Raw genomic sequence first — 18,426 nt, forward strand, 5'->3', positions numbered from 1 at the left:
GGGTTGCGATGCGGGTCTATCTGCCGGCGACACTGGCCATGTTGATGGAACTCAGCGAGAACGGGGAGTTCCGGGCAATCGGTGGAACGGGCTTCGCCCTCACCCCGGCGCTCCGTGAGTCGTTCCTCGCCGGCGACGACGAGGAACTTGCCGAGGTGGCGATGCGGGAGGCCGCGCGGGCGTCATTGCGCCTGCTGGCAGGTGAGGCGCCCGAATTCGGAGACCTCGACGGCGACGCCGACCTCGCGAAGGACGAGCGGACCGCGAAACCAGGGGACACCCCGAGACTGCCGCCGCGCCGCGCGGTTGTCGCAGCTGACATCGCCGACGTCAGCCTGCGTCCGGATCTCGATGACGCGGTGGTCAAGATCGGTGGTCCGGTGCCGTTACGCGACATCGCTTCCGTCCATGTCGACGTCGCCGAGGCCGAAGACAAGGTGCGGGCAGCCGTCGTGGTGATCGACGCCGCGGACCTCGGTGATCAGGACGCCGAACTCGCGGTCGGCGACGTCGAGGACTTCGACCTGGCTTGGTATGCCACACAAGAACTCCCGTTCCTGCTCGAGTTGCTCTGACCATCTGAGCGGCGGTGGTCGTCGTCGCGTAACCTACGGAAGCGTAGGTTGTCGACGCGGCCCGAGGCCGCGAGTGAGGTGGGTGCTCAGGTGGGGTGGCTCGAGCGTTTCGAGGAACCGGTGGCCGGCGTCGCGGCCCGCAGTCGAGGCGCGCAATGGGCGCGCGCGGCATTCGCGCGGATCACCACCCCGCTGTTGCCCGACGACTACCTGCACCTCGCCAACCCGCTCTGGTCGGCTCGCGAATTGCGGGGCAAGGTCGTCTCGGTGACACCGGAGACCGAGGATTCGGCCACCATCCGCATCCGTCCGGGTTGGGGTTTCGCCCAGGATTACCGACCGGGCCAATATGTCGGCATCGGCGTCCTGATGGAAGGGCGTTGGACGTGGCGGTCGTACTCGCTGACCTCCGCGCCGGTCGATGTGGGCGGCGGCGACAAGACGATTGCGATCACGGTGAAGGCGATGCCCGAGGGCTTCCTCTCGTCACACCTGGTGCGAGGTCTGCAACCGGGAACCGTGGTCCGCCTCGCCGCGCCGGCGGGCGAATTCGTTCTGCCCGAGCCGCTCCCGGCCAAGATCCTGTTCGCGACGGCGGGCAGCGGTATCACGCCCATCATGTCGATGCTGCGAATGATCCGCCACCGGGGGCAGCGCGCCGACATCCGGGTGATCCACTCCACCCCGACACCCGCCGACCTCCTGTTCGGACAAGAACTCGCGGCGATGGCCGCCGAAGGTGTCGTCGATCTGCACATCCAATACACGCGCGCCGACGGCAAGGTGACGCCCGACCGCCTCGTGGAGCTGGCGCCGGATTGGCTCGATCGCGAGACGTGGGCGTGCGGCCCGAGTTCTTTCCTCGACGCGGTCCACCGGATGTACGCCGACGCGGGTGCCGACGACCGACTCCATATCGAACGGTTCGCCCTCGAACGAGGAGCCGTGGGTGCCGAAGGCGGAACGGTCACATTCGGGCGGTCGGGACGGACCGCCGACATCGACGGTGCGACGACCCTGCTGGAGGCCGGCGAATCGGCCGGCGTGATGATGCCGTTCGGTTGCCGGATGGGCATCTGTCAGAGCTGTGTCGTGATGCTGGACAAGGGATGCGTGCGCGATCTGAGGTCGGGGACCGAACACGTCGAGGGGGAGCGGATCCAGACGTGCATCAGTGCGGCGGCGGGCGACTGCACACTCGGCGTGTGACGGGTCTGACCGGTTAGGCTGATCGGGTGTCGCCCGATGTCCCGGTCCTGACCGACGGAGTCGTGACGCTGCGTGCGCACCGATCGTCGGACATCACCAGGATCGTGGAGATGGCGACCGACCCCGAGATGATCCGGTGGACAACGGTACCCGCGCCGTATGGTCGCACCGACGCCGAGCAGTTCGCGCTCGACGACATCCCACGCGGATGGTCGGACGGCACCGGTATGGGCTGGGCGATCGAACACGAGCATCGTCATGTCGGCAACGTGGACGTCCGCGGTACCGGGGCGATCGCCGACATCGGCTTCGCCCTCCATCCCGATGCCCGCGGGCTGGGTGTGATGAAACGATCGGTGCGGCTGGCCGTCGACCATGCCTTCGGTGCGGGCAAGCGTGTCGTGCGGTGGGAGGCGGCGGTGGGCAACATGGCCAGCCTTCGGGTCGCGCACGCCTCTGGGTTCACACTCGATGCCGTGGTTCCCGACGGGATCGAGCTCCGGGGCACCATCCGCGACACCTGGGTGGGATCGTTACGTGCCGACGATTCGTCGACGCCGAAGACCACGTGGCACGCGAGCACGTTCGAGACCGAACGCTTCCGACTTCGGCCGTTGGCCGAGACCGACGATGAACGGATCCGGGAGACGCTCGACGACCCGGTGTCACGCAAGTACCTCTTCGAGCGTCCGGTGCCGCTCACCCTCGAGGACGCGGCTGCCGAACGGCTGCGCAAATGGTGGACGGCGGCGCGTGGTGAGACCTGTACATGGGTGGTGGGCGACCTGTCGTCCGACACCTATCTCGGCGACATCACCTTGCTCGACATCGACGAGGTGACCGGCGCCGAGGCGGGCTTCTACACGCATCCGGACGCACGGGGGAGCGGCGTCCTGGCCGAGGCGTTTCCCGCCGTGGTGGACCATGCACTCGACGCCATGGGTTTGCGCAGGTTGACGATGTTCGCGGCAGCCAGTAACAAGGGTTCGAGATCGCTGGCGCAGACGGCCGGGTTCCGGGAATTCGGGACCCAGGAACTCGCGGCCAGTTCTGACGGCGTCTTCGAGGACCTGATCGGATTCGAATTGCGCCGCGGGTGAACTTTCGGGTGGGTTGGGTCACATTCTCCCCGTGATCTCGCCCAGCGGGTGGACATCACCGCGCCCCTCAACCTACGCTTGCGTAAGTTACGGTTTGGTAGGTCGATGCGAACGGGAGCACATATGGCGATTACCGACATCCCCGAATACGCGCACCTCACCGAGGTGGAGATCGAGGCGCTCGGCGCGGAACTCGATGCGATCCGCGCCGATATCGAGGCCGATCGCGGCGAGCGCGACGCGCGTTATCTACGCAACACCATCCGTTTCCAGCGCGGTCTGGAGCTCGCAGGCCGGGCGCTGATCTTCGGATCGTCGAAGCGCTCGATGTGGTGGGCGGGTGCCGGCGCGCTCGGCGTCGCCAAGATCGTCGAGAACATGGAACTCGGGCACAATGTGATGCACGGTCAGTGGGATTGGATGAACGATCCCGAGGTGCACTCCACCAGTTGGGAATGGGACAACACCGGCCCCTCCGCGCACTGGAAGCACACGCACAACTTCATCCATCACAAGTACACGAATGTGCTCGGGATGGACGACGACGTGGGCTACGGCCTGTTGCGCGTGACGCGCGATCAGCGGTGGCGGCCGTTCAACCTCGGCAACTTGGTCTACAACACGGTACTCGCCCTGTTCTTCGAATACGGCGTCGCCGCACAGCATCTCGAGCTCGGCAAGAAGCGCAAGACGCCGGAGGCCCGAGAACAGTTCCGCAACGATCTCGCCGACGTCGGCAAGAAGGTCGGCAAGCAGGTCGCCAAGGACTACGTCGTGTACCCGGCACTGGTGGCCGGGACGGCCGGGCGGAGCGTCGGCGTGGGCCGCGCCTACCGCAAGGCGCTCACGGCAAATCTGACGGGCAACCTGATCCGCAACGTGTGGACCAACGCGGTCATCTTCTGTGGCCATTTTCCCGACGGCGCCGAGAAGTTCACCAAGCAGGACATCGACAGCGAGACCCGGGGCGAGTGGTATCTGCGACAGATGTTGGGAAGCGCCAACTTCCGCTGCGGGCCGGCGCTGGCGTTCATGAGCGGCAACCTGTCGTATCAGATCGAGCACCACATCTTCCCCGACCTGCCCAGCAATCGGCTCGCCGAGATCTCGATCCGAGTGCAGACGTTGTGCGAGAAGTACGACCTGCCGTACACGACGGGCTCGTTCCCGGTGCAGTACGCGAAGTCGTGGCGAACCATCGCCAAGTTGTCGTTGCCGAACAAGTACCTCAGGGCGACCGCCGACGATGCCCCGGAAACGGCGTCGGAGCGTCGGTTCAAGCAGGGACTCCCAGAGGGTGCGCGACTGGTCGCCGCGATCGATCCCGAGACAGGCCGACGACGCGGCCTGCGTTCGGCGATCCGGGCGTTGCGGCGTCGTGGTCGCGGTGCGCACATCTCCGCCACGCGGACAGAGATGCCCGCGCAGCAGCGCCGGGCGGCCTGATCCTCGGTGGTCTCTCCGGTTCGAGGTCGGCGCGTCGCCCATCGGCCAAGCGGGCATAATGGGTGCCGATGGCCATAACCGACATCAATGCCTACGCCCATCTCAGCGATGCGGACGTGGAGGCACTGGGCGCAGAACTCGACGCACTTCGACGTGAGGTCGAAGCCGATCGAGGGCTTCGTGACGTCCGCTATCTGCGTCGCACGATCCTCGCGCATCGCGCGTTGGAGGTCGCAGGCCGCCTGGCACTGTTCGGCAGTCACAAGCGTTCGCTGTGGTTGCTCGGCACCGGGGCGCTCGCACTCTCCAAGATCATCGAGAACATGGAACTCGGGCACAACGTGATGCACGGCCAATGGGATTGGATGAACGATCCCGAGGTCCACTCCACGACGTGGGAGTGGGACATGGTGTGTGCGTCACCGCACTGGAAGCACTCGCACAACTACATCCATCACAAGTACACCAACGTCGTCGGAATGGATCACGACGTCGGGTACAAGATCCTGCGCGTGACCCGTGACGAGCCGTGGGAGCCGCGCCGCATCCTGCAGCCGTTCTTCAACCTCGTCCTCGCGGCCACCTTCGAGTGGGGGATCGGGCTCCACGATCTCGAACTCAAAGAGGTCCTCAACGGAACCAAGCCGAAAGAGGTTGCAGTACCGCAGCTCAAGGTCTTCCTCCGCAAGATCGGCAAGCAGGTCGGCAAGGATTACGTGTTGTTCCCGGCGTTGACCGGTCCGAACTACGTGCACACCCTGACCGCGAACGCGAGTGCGAACCTCATCCGTAATCTGTGGGCATACGTGGTGATCTTCTGCGGCCATTTCCCTGACGGCGCAGAGAAGTTCACCGTCGATTCGCTGACCGACGAGACGCCGGGACAGTGGTATCTCCGGCAGATGCTCGGCACCGCCAACTTCGACGCGGGTCCGGCAACCGCCTTCCTCAGCGGCAATCTCTGCTACCAGATCGAGCATCACCTTTATCCGGATCTGCCCAGCAACCGCTATGCCGAGATGTCGGTGCGGATTCGTGAACTGTGTGAGAAGTACGACCTGCCGTACACCACCGGATCACTGTTCGTGCAGTATCTGCAGACGCTTCGCACCATCAACAAACTGGCGTTGCCCGATCGGTTCCTGCGTGACACCGCCGACGACGCACCCGAGACAGCGTCGGAACGTCGCTTCGCCGGCATGCCGAGGACTCGTGGGCTGAAGACCGCCATTGCTGACCTGCGGCGAAAGAAGTTGTCGCGCCGCTGATCGTGGCGGATGCGTGACCTCGATACGCTGTCTCGCCTGGCGGCTCGGAAGCTACTCGATCAGCGGTGTGGTCGGCCGGTCGCTGTGGTCGCGTTTCTGTTGGTCGAGTAGCCGTGCGAGCGCAGCGAGCCCGGCGTATCGAGACCCCGCCCGACATATCGACACCCGTCACCCCCGAGCCGCAGCCCGGAGAAGTGCATGCGCGGCTCGGCCCTGCAGAGGATGATTACGCTCGGTCCAGGAGAACAACGCCCACGTGGCGAGCCCGACGATCGCCGAACCCGTCCCGATCTCGCAGACGAGGGCCCAACCACCGGCCTGATAGGCCCAACCGCCGACCGTCGAGCCGATCACTCCGCCGGCGAAGTAGGCGACCATATACGCCGTGGTCAGTCGTGAACGAGCCTGGCCGTCAAGCGAATACACGCCGGTCTGATTCGCCAGCTGCACACCCTGCACGCCGAAGTCGAAGACCAACAGTGCGATCACCAGCACCACGACGTGATGCGCCCCGGCGAACAACAGGAGCCACCCGACGATCTGCGCGCCCCACACGCCGTACTGGGTGTGGCGGAGATAGCCGCGGTCGGCGAGCTTGCCGACGACCGGCGCGACCAGCGCACCCGCGACGCCGGCAAGTCCGAACAGGCCGATGGCAGCCTCCGAGTACGCGTAGTCGGAGTCACCGGCGCCGGCCAGCAGGAAGGCGATGGCCGTCCACATGCAGCTGAAGGATGCCATGGTGAGCCCACCGAGAAACATGCGGTGGCGCAACACCTCGTGGGTGCGCACAAGACCGACGATCGAACGCAAGACCTGGGGGTAGCTCTGCCCCGATCCCGCGGCCTCGGCTCGCGCCTGCGGAGCGCGGAACCACACCGCCGCCGCCATCGCCACCTGCAACGCCGCGGCGACGAAGAGGATGGCCCGCCACCCGCCGACCTCGGCGACGAGACCGGACAGGACACGGGAGAACAGGATTCCGATGAGTAGCCCGCTCATCACGGTGCCCACGACCGCGCCGCGCTCGGCGGGCCCGGCGATGGTGGCCGCCCACGGGACCACGATCTGTGCGGCCGACGCCGAGACCCCGACGGCGAACACCATCGTCAGCAGCCCGCCATAGGCGGGCATCAGACCGGCGGCCACCAGGGCGACGCATGAGAGGGCGAGGAGGCCGGCCACCAGCCGTCGGCGGTTGACGAAGTCGCCGAGCGGGACGACGAAGGCAAGTCCCAGCAGATACCCGATCTGGGTGACGGCGATCAGCAGACCGGCCGTCGTGGTGGAGATCGAGAAGTCGACGCTGACCTCATGCAGGAGCGGCTGCAGGTAATACAGACAGCCGGCAGACGAGCCCGCGGTCATCGCGAACAGGAACACCACGAATCGGCTGAGTCGCCCCTGATCCGGTGTGACGGCGGTGGTCATCGTTGTCATGACCTCATCATCCCGGTGGATGGGTTTCATGAAAAGCGATAGATTTTGATGTAGACATCACCAAAACAGATGGGCGCAACCCGTGGAGCTGAGGCATCTGGAGTACTTCCTGGCGTGCGTGGACCAGGGCACGTTCACCGCGGCGGCGCGGTCATTGAACGTGGTGCAGTCGGCGGTCTCGACAGGGGTGGCGAGACTCGAACGGGAAGTCGGGGAGCGTCTGTTCGACCGCACGCCGACGGTGCTCATGCTCACCGACACCGGCCGGGCGGTGGTGGGTCCGGCGCGGGCGGCCTTGCGGGCACGTGCCGACGTATTCGACGCGGTCGACGGGGTGCGTGGCGACATCCGCGGGGAGGTCGCGGTCGGAGCACTGGTCAACGTCGTCTCCATCGACCTGGCCGAATCGTTCGCGGAGATCCATCGGCGCCATCCGGGCATCACCATCGCCATGCGCCAGAATCCGCGCGGCAGCTCGGGGAACATCGTCGGTGTACGTACGGGCACGCTGGACCTGGCGTTCCTGGGCGCCTATCCCGAACCGATACCTGGTGTCACCGTCCACCGGCTCGCGTCCGAACCGCTCGTCCTGGTGTGTTCGCCGGAACACCGACTGGCGCGGGCCGGCAGCTTTGTGACCACTGACCTGGCCGATGAGCGGGTGATCGATTACCCGCCGGGATGGGGCACCCGTGCGGTGGTCGACCGTGACATCCCGAGCCGGCGCACGGTGATCGAGGTGGCCGATCAATTCTTCGGGATGAGTTTGGCGGTCAAGGATTTCGGGGTGACCCTGGTGCCGTTGAGTGTTGCGCATCTGTTGTCGGGCGCGGTTGCGGTGCCGTGCGCGGACAAGCCCCTGATGTGGGATATCGCGATAGCGCATTCGTCGACGCGGACGCCGTCACGGCCGGCGCAGGCAGTGTTGGACATCGTGATGGAGTTGGCCAGACCCGTGCGCGCCGTGCTGGGGCTGCGGCGGTGAGCCCTTCACCACAACCCGACGGTGAGTTCCGCCGCCGTGCAGGCGATCACGTCCTCGACCCGGATTCCGGGCGCGACCTCGGTGAGGACGAGCGTGCCGTCACCCACGACGTCGATCACCCCGAGATCGGTGATGATCTGATCGACCACGCCGGCTCCGGTCAGTGGCAGTGTGCACGCGTCGAGGATCTTGGGGTCACCGTTGCGCGCCGTGTGCTCCATCAGCACGATGACCCGGGAAGCGCCGTGGACGAGGTCCATCGCGCCACCCATGCCCTTGACCATCTTGCCCGGCACCATCCAGTTCGCGAGGTCGCCGGTACGAGAGACCTGCATGCCACCGAGCACTGCGGTGTCGATGTGTCCGCCGCGGATCATCCCGAAGGACATCGACGAGTCGAAGAACGCGGAGCCGGGTGTGACGGTGACGGTCTCTTTTCCGGCATTGATGAGGTCGGGGTCCACGGCGTCCTCGGTGGGGTATCCACCGGTGCCCAGGATTCCGTTCTCGGAGTGCAACGTGACCCGTACGCCGTCACCGAGGTGGTCCGGGATCAGGGTCGGCAGTCCGATGCCCAGGTTGACGTATTCACCGTCGACCATCTGCGCCGCGGCGCGTTCGGCCATCTGGTCACGAGTCCATCCCGCCCTCGAGATCGTGCTCGTCGTCGTCATCGAACGTCTCCCATCGTGGGCCTGGTGGTCAGTTTCTCGATCCGTTTCGACTGCGGTCCGGTGTGCACGACCCGCTGGACGAAGACGCCCGGGAGATGGACGTCGGCGGGGTCGATCGCTCCGGGATCCACGAGTTCTTCGACCTGCGCGATGGTGATCCGCCCGGCCATGGCGGCCAGCGGATTGAAGTTCATCGCGGACTTCTCGAAAACGAGGTTGCCTGCGGTGTCACCGAGCCGGGCGTGCACCAGCGCGAAGTCCGCCGTGATCGCTTCCTCGAGAACGTATCGCTTGGTCCCGAAGATGCGGGTCTCCTTCGGCGGCGATGCGATGGCGATCGACCCGTCCGCGGAGTATCGCCACGGCATTCCGCCGTCGGCCACCGGGGTGCCGACGCCGGCCGGCGTGTAGAACGCCGGGACGCCGGTTCCGCCCGCGCGCAACCGTTCGGCCAGGGTGCCCTGCGGGGTGAGCTCCACCTCGAGTTCACCGGCCAGGTACTGACGCGCGAACTCCTTGTTCTCCCCGACGTAAGACGCGGTCACGCGGCGGATACGTCCGAGCGAGAGGAGCACGCCGAGTCCGTGGTCGTCGACGCCGCAGTTGTTGGAATACACCTCGAGATCGGCCGACGGCAGTTCGGCGATGGCTTCGATGAGGCGGTCGGGGATGCCGCACAGGCCGAATCCACCAACGGCGAGAGATGCCCCGGTCCCGACGTCGGCAACCGCCTCGTCCGCTGTGTCGAAAACCTTCGAAGGCACCTGCTGCTCCGTTCCTCGTTCGTTCAATGAACGTCCTTGTGCTCGCGCTCGATTGTTCTCTATCGCATGTCACAGGATCAACCCATTGTGAATCCACGGCTCTGATTGCTCGGTTGTTGAGACTTATAGGGGTCATGCGTTCATACAGTGAACGCTAGGATGGGCAAATGCCCGAATCGAACAACCAGGTGGTGGCCCGGGTCGCGGGGCTGCTCCGTGCGCTCGGTTCCGCCGATGCCGAGGACGCGACGACATCCGCTCTGGCCAGGACCACCGGCCTCGCCCGGCCGACGGCGCATCGGCTGCTCTGTGCGTTGGCGGACCAGGGGATGGTGGACCGGGACGGGTCGAACGGCCGATGGTCGTTGGGCCCGGAACTCTATCTGCTCGGTTCCGGCGCCGCGCAGCGCTACGACATCACGACCCGGGCCCGCGACATCGTCGAACGTCTCGCCCGCGACACCGGTGAGAGCGCGTTCCTCTCGGCGCGGCGTGGGGACGAGACGGTCTGCGTGATGAGCCGAGAGGGTAGCTTCCCGCTGCGTTCACACGTCTTGCACGAGGGCATCCGCTTCCCACTCGGGGTCGCGTCGGCCGGACTCGCGATCCTCAGCCATCTTCCCGACCGGGATATCGACGAATACTTCGCACGCGCCGCTCTCGACGCCGCATGGGGCGCTTCACATGCCGAGCACGCCGTCCGCGATCGCATCGTCGTCACCCGCCACGACGGTTACGCCACCAATCCCGCACTCCTCGTCGAAGGGAGTTGGGGTCTGGGGGCGGCGGTGTTCGACAGGGCAGGCGCACCGGGATGGGCACTGAGCGTCACCGGGGTCCAGACCCGGTTCACCGCCGAGCGTCGACGCGAGATGGGACAACGGCTGCTGGACGCGGCGCAAGAACTATCCGTCCGATTGCGGGATGGGCGATGAGACGCCGGGATCTTTCATGATGAGCGTCAGACGGTGCCTCACACGGCCCGCCGGCCGGTCCTCAGGCAAACGCCCCGTCGAACGCGTTGAGAGCGTCATCCGGGTCCGCCTTGGCCCAGCCTTCGAGCCCCACGACCCCCGCGTATCCGACTTCTTTCAGGACGGCGGCGATCGCCGGGTAGTGGATCTCGCCTGTACCCGGTTCGCAGCGTCCGGGTACGTCGGCCACCTGGATCTCGCCGACGTAAGGCATTGCGGTACGGGTCAACTCGATGAGATTCCCCTCACCGATCTGGGCGTGGTAGAGGTCGAGATTCATCCGTAGGTGTGGTGAGCCGACGGCGCGGACCAAGGCCATGGTGTCGGCGGCGGAGGCGAACGGCGTGCCGGGGTGATCGACAGCGAGGTTCAGGTTCTCCAGGGTGAACACCCGGCCGTGCCGCTCCCCGAGCTCGGCGAGTCTGCGCAGGGTGTCCGCCGCGGTCAGCCACATGTCGGGTGTCACCACCTCGACTGGTGTCACCGGCAGTCCCTCCGGGCCGAGGCCGGTGCCGTGCACATTGAGGTTCGGACACCCGAGGCGGGCAGCCACTTTGAGGGATTCCTCGGCGGAGTCGAGGAACGCGGCGATCCCGTCCGCGTCGGTCAGCGTGCCGGTGAGATAGCCGGTCATGGAGGCGAACTCGGCGCCGGTGGCGACCAGCTCGTCGATGTCCTTTGTCGACCAGTCCCAGATCTCCACCATCAGGCCGCGCTCGTGGATGGCGCGTACCCGTTCGACGAAAGGCCGGTCCAGATAGAGCATCTCGGCGCTGGCGGCCAGGCGGTAGGGGGCTGCGCTCATCGAGACACCTCGTCGACGGTGATGGTGGTGCCGGTCTCGACGCTGCGGATGGCGGCCAGCGCGATCTGCAGCGCGGTGCGCGCATCGGCGCCGCCGACCACGGCGGACGCTCCACTGCGCACCGCGTCGACAAAAGCGGACAGCTCGCTGACGTAGGCGGAATGCAGGAGCACGGTGTCGCGCCGGGCGGTGTCGATCTCGATGCCGTCGGCGCCGTAGAACGTCATGTCCGAGGTCCGCCCGCCGCCCGCGGTGGCCATACCCGCTGAGCCGAAGATCTCACCGCGTACGTCGTATCCGTACAACGCGGAAAAACTGGCCTCGGCGGTCGCAATGGCGCCGTTGTCGAAGGTGATGGTCACGACGGCGGTGTCGAGATGCCCGGTGTCTCGCGCGTCGGGTCGGATCAAGGCGTCGGCGAATGCGTGCACCGACACCGGGCGCGCGCCCGGGTTGAGAAAGCAGATGGTGTCGAAATCGTGGATCAAGGTCTCGAGGAAGATCGTCCACTGGGGAACCCGCGCGGGGTCCGCCTTCCAGGGGCCTGGGTCGCGGGTCAGCGATCGAAGCAATTGCGGGGTACCGACGCGACCGTCGTCGACGGCGCGGCGCGCGGCCGCGAAGCCGGGCGCGAAGCGCCGATTGAACCCGATCTGCAGGACGATTCCGGCGTCGGCGGCCGCGGCAATCGCCCGGTCGGCCTCGTCGACGGTGACGGCCATCGGCTTCTCGCAGAAGACGTGCTTGCCCGCCGCGGCTGCGCGACAGACCAGTTCGGCGTGACTGCGCGCGGGCGCGGTGATCAGAACAGCATCCACATCGGACGACGTGAGCACCTCGTCGATGTCGGTGGTCGCGAAGCCGGCTCCCACGGCTGCGGCGAGCCGTTCGGCCGCACCGTCGACGGGGTCGGCCACCGCCGCGACGACCGCGCCGGGGACATGCCGCGCGAGCAGTTCGGTGTGATTGCTGCCGATTCGTCCGGCCCCGATGGTGGCGATACGGGCGGGTCCCGCACCACCGATGGGCGGGTCGGTTGCCGTGGCAGGGGAGGTCGTGGACGTCATGTGCATCTCCGGGCTGATGGGGGCGAGAACCAACTAGAACGTTCTAGTAGAACGATCTAGGTTAGAGTAGTGCGGATGTTCGCGAGTGGTCAAGAGGGGGATTCATGGTCGAGAAACGCGGCGGCAGAACCACGCTCGTCGACGTCGCACAGGCGGCGGGCGTGTCGAGAGCTCTCGTCTCGATCGTGATGCGCGGGGCGCCCGGCGCCAGCGACGAGACCCGCGATCGGGTGCTCCGGATCGCCGATGAGATGGGTTATGTCCCGGATCAGCGGGCGCGCAAGTTGCGTCAATCGTCGTCGCGTCTGCTCGGTGTCACTTTCGAGTTGCGTGAGCCGTTCCATGGCGACCTCGTCGAGGAGATCTACCGCGCAGCGGCCGAGGCCGGGTACGACGTCGTCATCAGTGCTGTCGCGCCGAGCCGATCTGAGTCGAATGCGGTCGACACGGTGCTGCGCGAGCGGTGTGAGGCAGCGATCCTGCTGGGTCCCCGCTTCGACGACATCGAGTTGTCGACGATCGTCGAACGGCTTCCGGTGGTCGTCGTGGCACGAGCGGGCGACGATCCGCGCGCCGGTTATGTGCGCAGTGATGACAGTGCCGGTATCGGTTTGGCGGTTGATCACCTGGTGGAACTCGGACACACGGCCATCGTGCACATCGACGGTGGCGATGCGCCCGGCGCGCACGAGAGGCGCTCCGGCTTCCGTGCGGCGATGAGCCGCCGTGGGTTTGGCGCCGGTCCGCGAGTGGTGCCCGGCGGACTCGGGCAGATCGACGGGGCCCGCGCGATGGATGCGGTACTCGAAGGGGGTGACCCACCCACCGCGGTGATTGCCTTCAACGACGATTGCGCAACTGGCGTCATCGACACCATCATCCGCGCGGGGAAGACTGTGCCAGAGGATATCTCGGTGGTCGGCTATGACGATGCGAGGCTTGCGTCAGGGTTGCGGGTGCCACTGACGACCGTTTCCCAGGATGCGCGACAGATGGCCGATGACGCAGTGATCGGTGTGCTCTCGATGATCGATGGCGGTGATCCACCGGCAATCGTCGGTCGGCCACGGCTGGTCATACGCGGCACCACGGCGACCCGTCCGACGGCCTGATCAGGCGTCCTCGCTGTGGCAGCGATTGCCGAACAAGAGGTTGCCATTCGAATTCGACAGCGAGTCAAACGGCAACCTCTCGGCTGATCGTCCGTCAGGCGTTCTGCGGGAAGCCCAAATTGAGGCCACCATGGCTGGGGTCGAGCCAGCGGCTGGTGATGGCCTTGCCGCGGGTGAAGAAGTTGACGCCCTCCATACCGTGGGCATGGGTGTCGCCGAACAGCGAATTCTTCCAGCCACCGAAGCTGTAGTACGCCATCGGGACCGGGATGGGTACGTTGATGCCGACCATGCCGACCTCCACCTCGTTCTGGAAACGACGTGCCGCGCCACCGTCATTGGTGAAGATCGCGGTGCCGTTGCCGTACGGGTTGGAGTTGATCAGTTCGAGGGCCTCGTCATAGGTGTCGACTCGAATCACCGAGAGCACCGGGCCGAAGATCTCGTCGGTGTAGATGCTCATGTCGGTGGTGACGTTGTCGATCAGGGTCGGTCCCAGCCAGAAACCGTCGGTGTAATCGCTCGGCGCTTCGCTCGCTCCGGCACCACCGTCCACCTCGACCTGTCGGCCGTCGAGAACGATGGTGGCACCGTCCTTCTCGCCGGCATCGACGTAGGAGGCGACCTTGTCGCGGTGGGCCTTGGTCACCAGCGGCCCCATGTCGCTGTTCTTGGTACCGTCACCGATCTTGATGGTCTTGGCGCGGTCGGCGATCTTCTCGACGAGTTCATCGGCGATCGAGCCGACGGCGACACACGCCGAGATGGCCATGCATCGCTCACCGGCCGAACCGAACCCGGCGTTGACCATCGCGTCGGCGGTGACGTCGAGGTCGGCGTCGGGCAGCACGATGGCATGGTTCTTGGCACCACCGAGGGCCTGGACGCGCTTGCCGGCGGCAGTGCCGGTGGCGTACACGTACTGGGCGATCGGGGTGGAGCCGACGAAGCTGATCGACTTGATCGATGTGTTGGTCAGCAGTTCGTCGACGGCGAGCTTGTCGCCTTGCAAGACGTTGAACACGCCGTCGGGCAGTCCGGCTTCCTTCCAGAGCTCAGCCAGCCACAGTGACGCCGACGGGTCCTTCTCCGACGGCTTGAGCACCACGGTGTTGCCGGCGGCGATGGCGATGGGGAAGAACCACATCGGCACCATGGCGGGGAAGTTGAACGGAGAGATGATGCCGATCGGCCCGAGAGGCTGGCGGATGGAGAACACGTCGACCTTGGTCGAGGCGTTCTCGGTGAACCCACCCTTGAGAAGATACGGTATGCCACAGGCGAACTCCGCCACCTCTTGGCCGCGGCTGATCTCGCCGAGAGCGTCGGACAAGACCTTGCCGTGCTCGGCCGTGATGATCTCGGCCAACTCGGGCTTGCGTGCTTCGAGCAGCTCACGGAACTTGAAGAGGATCGCGGTGCGCTTGGCGAGGCTGGTGTCGCGCCAGGCGGGGAATGCTGATGCGGCGGCGTCGATCACCGCTCGCGCGTCCTCGAGATTCGCCAGCGACACATCCGCGGTGACCTCGCCGGTCGCCGGGTTGGTCACCGGCGCGGTCTTGCTGCTGGTGCCGGGGTAGGCCTTGTTGTTGACCCAGTGGCTGATGGTGGGTGTGGACATGGGGTGTCCTCCTGTGGGGGGTGAAAGTGTGGTGGTGGTCGGGGTGATCTCGACTTCGGCAGCGCAGCCGGCGGGTCGAGACTGGGCGCGGGGTTCTGTTCCCTGAGGAGCGAGCTTGCGAGCGTCACGAAGGGCCCCTTCGTGACGGCCCTTCGCTGGCGCTTCGGGCCTCCTCAGGGATCGGTCAAGGTCGGTCGGTGCTGGTCCTGAGGGATCGGTCAAGGTCGGTCGGTCCTGGTCCTGAGGGATCGGTGAAGATCGATCGGGTGTCGTCCTCAGGCGCCGGGAATCGAAGCGCGCGAGACCATCTCGACCGTTTGTGACTCGCCGGTTTCGAGAGCCTTGACGCCGGCCGCGCACACGGCTGCAGCGGCGTACCCGTCCCAGGCGCCGGGGCCGTCGACATTGGTCCCGGCCCGCACCGCGTTGACCCAGCGCTGGATCTCGACGTCGTAGGCCACGCCGAACCGCTCGACGAAGGACGGAGTGATGTCGCCGCCCCAGACTCCCGCGATCTTGCGGCCGTCACCGGTGTCCTTCTGGACCGGGTTGCGGCGCTTGCTGATCAGACCTTGGTCGAGGCCGATGAATGCCGAACCGAGCTCGCCGACCAGCTCGGTGCGCACCTCGTAGGCGACGCCGGTGGTGACGAAGCACTCGACGTCGACGTGGCGGCCGGACTCGGTGGTGAAGATCGCGATCTGCGGATCCTTCAGGCCTTCGGGCGCGTTCGGATTGGCTCCGGGGGCGATGATCTGCACCGAGGTGATCTCCTCGTCGAAGAAGAACCGCGTCGCGTCGACCTCGTGGACGAGCGAGTCCTTGACGATCATCGAGCTGTCGAAGCTCGGGGGCACCGCAGGGTTGCGGTGGACGAAGTGCGCCATCAGGGCCTTACCGAAGGTCCCGTCGTCGATGAGTCCCTTGAGCTGCTCGTACTCGTGGTCGAAGCGACGCATGAACCCGACCTGGATGAGCTTGCGGCCCAACTCCGCTTCGCGCTTGACGATCTCCAACGATGTGGCGACGTCGGTGGTCAGCGGCTTCTCGCACATGACGGGCTTGTTGTTCTCCAGGCAGGCGAGCAGCTGCTTCTCGTGCGTGGGGCCAGGTGTGGCGAGAATGACGGCGTCGACCTCGGGGTCGGCGATCGCGTCGAGGGGATCGTTGATGACCCTGCATCCCGGGATCGACGACGCGAGTTCCTCGGCCTTCTCCGGAACGTAGTCGTTGAGTACGGTCACGGTGGCGCCCTTGGTGCGCTCCGTGATGCGGGCGACGTGGTCGGCGCCCATCATGCCGACGCCGAGGACGGCGATGCGCAGGTCCGTGGTCATTGGTCTCCTCCGTTGTTGAGGTCGGTGGGGTTGAGGTACGGCCGCTGAATGGCCTTCCACTGCGCGTAGACCTCGTAGGCCTGTTGGGTGGACTCGAGTGTCGAGGTTTCGGATACCGGTACGTCCCACCAGGATTCGCTGTCGGGTGCGCCGATGAGTGGATCGGTCTCCACATGGATCACGGTGGTGCGATCCGCGGCCTTCGCCGCTTTGATCGCGTCGGTGAACTCGGCCGCCGTGCCTGCCCGGATGACGTCGGCACCCAGTGACGCCGCGTTCGCCGCAAGGTCGATGGGAAGGGTCCCACCGTCGAGGCGACCGTCGTCGCTGCGGTACCGGTAACTGGTGCCGAAGCGCTGCGAGCCGAGAGATTCGGACAGCGAGCCGATCGAGGCGAAACCGTGGTTCTGCACCAGCACCACGATCACCTTGAGGTTCTCCTGCACCGCGGTGACGAGTTCGGTGGCCATCATGAGGTAGGAACCATCGCCCACCATGACGAAGACGTCGCGATCGGGACATGCCATCTTGACGCCGAGACCGCCGGCGACCTCGTAGCCCATGCAGGAGTATCCGTATTCGACGTGATAGCTCTTCGAATCGCGAGTGCGCCAGAGCTTGTGGAGGTCACCGGGCATGGAGCCGGCAGCGCAGACCACCACGTCACGTGGATCGGAGGTCTCGTTCACCAGCCCGATGACCGCACCCTGGGTAAGTGCCTCGTCCCCGGTGGCGATGTTGGTGCCGACCGAACTCGGGGAGTACGCCGTCTCGACGATGGCATCCCATTCCCTGGCGAGGGTGCCGACGCGCTCACGATAAGCGGGGTCGACCGAATACTCGGAGAGCAAGGTGTCGAGGGCTTCGATGGATTCGCGGGCGTCGGCGACCACGCTGTAGCCGCTGTGCTTGACCGAATCCAGGGATGCCACATTGATGTTCACGAAGCGCACACCATCGCCGGTGAAGGCGGTCCGGGAGGCCGTGGTGAAATCGCTGTAGCGCGTACCGATGCCGATCACGACGTCGGCCTCGGCGGCGAGCGCGTTGGCCGCGGTGGTCCCGGTCGACCCGATGGCGCCGACGGACTGCGGATGATCGAAGGCGAGCGAGCCCTTGCCGGCCTGGCTCTGACCGACCGGGATACCGGTGCGCTCGCAGAAGCGGGCCAGCGCCTCGGTGGCCCCGCTGTAGATCACCCCGCCGCCGGCGACGATCAGCGGTCGCTGCGCCGAGCGGATGATCTCCGCGGCCTCGGCGATGACGCGCCGCTCGGGTAGCGGACGGGCGACATGCCAGGTCCGTTCGGCGAAGAGCGATTCCGGCCAGTCGAACGCTTCGGCCTGCACGTCCTGTGGAATGGCGACGGTCGCCGCGCCGGTCTCGGCCGGGTCGGTGAGGACCCGCATCGCGCCGAGTAGAGCGCCGGGCAGTTGCTCGGGTCGCCAGACGCGGTCGAAGTACCGGGACACCGGTTTGAACGCGTCGTTGACGGTGATGTCACCCGACGACGGGAGCTCGAGCTCCTGCAGAACCGGCGACGTTGCGCGTGTCGAGAAGGTGTCCGCGGGTAGCAGCAGAACCGGCAGGCGGTTGATGGTCGCCAGCGCGGCGCCGGTGAGCATGTTGGTCGCGCCGGGGCCGACGGAGGCCGTCACCGCCCAGGTCTGCAGGCGATCCTTCATCCGCGCGTACCCGACCGCGGAGTGGACCATCGCCTGTTCGTTCCGCCCGAGCACGTACTTGAGCGATAGTTCACGACCGCTGTTCACGTCATCGATCTCGTTCTGCAGCAACGCTTGGCCGAGGCCGGCAACGTTTCCGTGCCCGAAGATGCCGAAGCATCCGGCGAAGAACTTGGTGCGCTCCCCGTCGCGCTCCACGTACTGGTTGGCGAGGAACCTGACGGTCGCCTGGGCGACGGTCAGACGGACGGTCGATTCACCGTGGGGGTTGCGGACGCCGGTGACTGCTCCGGCGCGTCCCTGGTTGATCGGTGCCACGATGGCTTCTTTCTCGTCGGTGGGTTGGGGTGGTCTCGATACGCCA

At 66.2% G+C, this 18,426-nt stretch carries 16 protein-coding genes; 8 read left to right on the forward strand and 8 right to left on the reverse strand.

Features of this window, described 5'->3' with window-relative positions:
• Positions 1-8: 8 nt before the first annotated feature.
• The 5 genes from GTV32_RS22130 (at position 9) to GTV32_RS22150 (ending at position 5,598) form a co-directional block, all read left to right on the forward strand.
• Positions 9-575: a hypothetical protein gene (locus tag GTV32_RS22130; RefSeq protein WP_161062143.1), complete on the forward strand. Its 567-nt coding sequence runs from the start codon at positions 9-11 to the stop codon at positions 573-575.
• Between the two features lie 90 nt (positions 576-665).
• On the forward strand, positions 666-1,784 hold the full coding sequence (locus GTV32_RS22135; RefSeq protein ID WP_161062704.1) for a ferredoxin reductase: 1,119 nt from the start codon (positions 666-668) through the stop codon (positions 1,782-1,784).
• Between the two features lie 26 nt (positions 1,785-1,810).
• Positions 1,811-2,884 (forward strand): GNAT family N-acetyltransferase, encoded by a 1,074-nt coding sequence (locus GTV32_RS22140; RefSeq protein WP_161062144.1) that lies wholly within the window; start codon positions 1,811-1,813, stop codon positions 2,882-2,884.
• A gap of 123 nt (positions 2,885-3,007) precedes the next feature.
• Positions 3,008-4,330, forward strand: coding sequence for a fatty acid desaturase (locus GTV32_RS22145; RefSeq protein WP_161062145.1), 1,323 nt, complete (start codon positions 3,008-3,010; stop codon positions 4,328-4,330).
• Positions 4,331-4,398: 68 nt separating this feature from the next.
• Positions 4,399-5,598 (forward strand): fatty acid desaturase, encoded by a 1,200-nt coding sequence (locus GTV32_RS22150; RefSeq protein ID WP_161062146.1) that lies wholly within the window; start codon positions 4,399-4,401, stop codon positions 5,596-5,598.
• 168 nt (positions 5,599-5,766) lie between these two features.
• Here the strand turns inward: GTV32_RS22150 and GTV32_RS22155 are convergent, their stop codons facing one another.
• Positions 5,767-7,038 carry an MFS transporter gene (locus tag GTV32_RS22155; RefSeq protein WP_237421609.1) on the reverse strand — a complete coding sequence of 424 codons (1,272 nt, stop codon included), beginning with the start codon at positions 7,036-7,038 and terminating at the stop codon, positions 5,767-5,769.
• An 82-nt stretch (positions 7,039-7,120) separates the two neighbouring features.
• On the opposite strand from GTV32_RS22155, the gene GTV32_RS22160 reads away from it, so the two are divergent.
• Positions 7,121-8,023, forward strand: coding sequence for a LysR family transcriptional regulator (locus GTV32_RS22160; RefSeq protein ID WP_161062147.1), 903 nt, complete (start codon positions 7,121-7,123; stop codon positions 8,021-8,023).
• A 5-nt stretch (positions 8,024-8,028) separates the two neighbouring features.
• On the opposite strand, the gene GTV32_RS22165 is transcribed toward GTV32_RS22160, so the two are convergent.
• Entirely contained in the window at positions 8,029-8,697 is a 669-nt protein-coding gene (locus GTV32_RS22165) for a 3-oxoacid CoA-transferase subunit B (protein WP_161062148.1), read from the reverse strand.
• Positions 8,694-9,461: a CoA transferase subunit A gene (locus tag GTV32_RS22170; protein WP_161062149.1), complete on the reverse strand. Its 768-nt coding sequence runs from the start codon at positions 9,459-9,461 to the stop codon at positions 8,694-8,696. Before GTV32_RS22170 ends, GTV32_RS22165 begins: the two co-directional genes overlap by 4 nt.
• A gap of 167 nt (positions 9,462-9,628) precedes the next feature.
• Between GTV32_RS22170 and GTV32_RS22175 the strand changes: the two genes are divergently transcribed.
• On the forward strand, positions 9,629-10,396 hold the full coding sequence (locus GTV32_RS22175; protein WP_161062150.1) for an IclR family transcriptional regulator: 768 nt from the start codon (positions 9,629-9,631) through the stop codon (positions 10,394-10,396).
• Positions 10,397-10,457: 61 nt separating this feature from the next.
• Here the strand turns inward: GTV32_RS22175 and GTV32_RS22180 are convergent, their stop codons facing one another.
• Together GTV32_RS22180 and GTV32_RS22185 are read right to left on the reverse strand one after the other, a co-directional pair.
• Positions 10,458-11,240 carry a TIM barrel protein gene (locus tag GTV32_RS22180; RefSeq protein ID WP_161062151.1) on the reverse strand — a complete coding sequence of 261 codons (783 nt, stop codon included), beginning with the start codon at positions 11,238-11,240 and terminating at the stop codon, positions 10,458-10,460.
• Entirely contained in the window at positions 11,237-12,307 is a 1,071-nt protein-coding gene (locus GTV32_RS22185; protein ID WP_161062152.1) for a Gfo/Idh/MocA family oxidoreductase, read from the reverse strand. Before GTV32_RS22185 ends, GTV32_RS22180 begins: the two co-directional genes overlap by 4 nt.
• Before the next feature lie 104 nt (positions 12,308-12,411).
• Between GTV32_RS22185 and GTV32_RS22190 the strand changes: the two genes are divergently transcribed.
• Positions 12,412-13,419, forward strand: a complete 1,008-nt coding sequence (locus GTV32_RS22190) for a LacI family DNA-binding transcriptional regulator (protein ID WP_161062153.1) — start codon at positions 12,412-12,414, stop codon at positions 13,417-13,419.
• A 94-nt stretch (positions 13,420-13,513) separates the two neighbouring features.
• Here GTV32_RS22190 and GTV32_RS22195 read toward each other — a convergent pair whose 3' ends face one another.
• The 3 genes from GTV32_RS22195 to iolD form a co-directional block, all read right to left on the reverse strand.
• Positions 13,514-15,040 (reverse strand): CoA-acylating methylmalonate-semialdehyde dehydrogenase, encoded by a 1,527-nt coding sequence (locus GTV32_RS22195; protein WP_161062154.1) that lies wholly within the window; start codon positions 15,038-15,040, stop codon positions 13,514-13,516.
• Positions 15,041-15,315: 275 nt separating this feature from the next.
• On the reverse strand, positions 15,316-16,377 hold the full coding sequence (locus GTV32_RS22200; protein ID WP_161062155.1) for a Gfo/Idh/MocA family oxidoreductase: 1,062 nt from the start codon (positions 16,375-16,377) through the stop codon (positions 15,316-15,318).
• A complete protein-coding gene (iolD, locus tag GTV32_RS22205) occupies positions 16,374-18,380 on the reverse strand; it encodes a 3D-(3,5/4)-trihydroxycyclohexane-1,2-dione acylhydrolase (decyclizing) (RefSeq protein ID WP_161062156.1) in 2,007 nt (668 codons plus the stop codon). Before iolD ends, GTV32_RS22200 begins: the two co-directional genes overlap by 4 nt.
• Between the last annotated feature and the right edge of the window lie 46 nt (positions 18,381-18,426).

Source organism: Gordonia sp. SID5947 (assembly GCF_009862785.1).
GTDB lineage: Bacteria > Actinomycetota > Actinomycetes > Mycobacteriales > Mycobacteriaceae > Gordonia.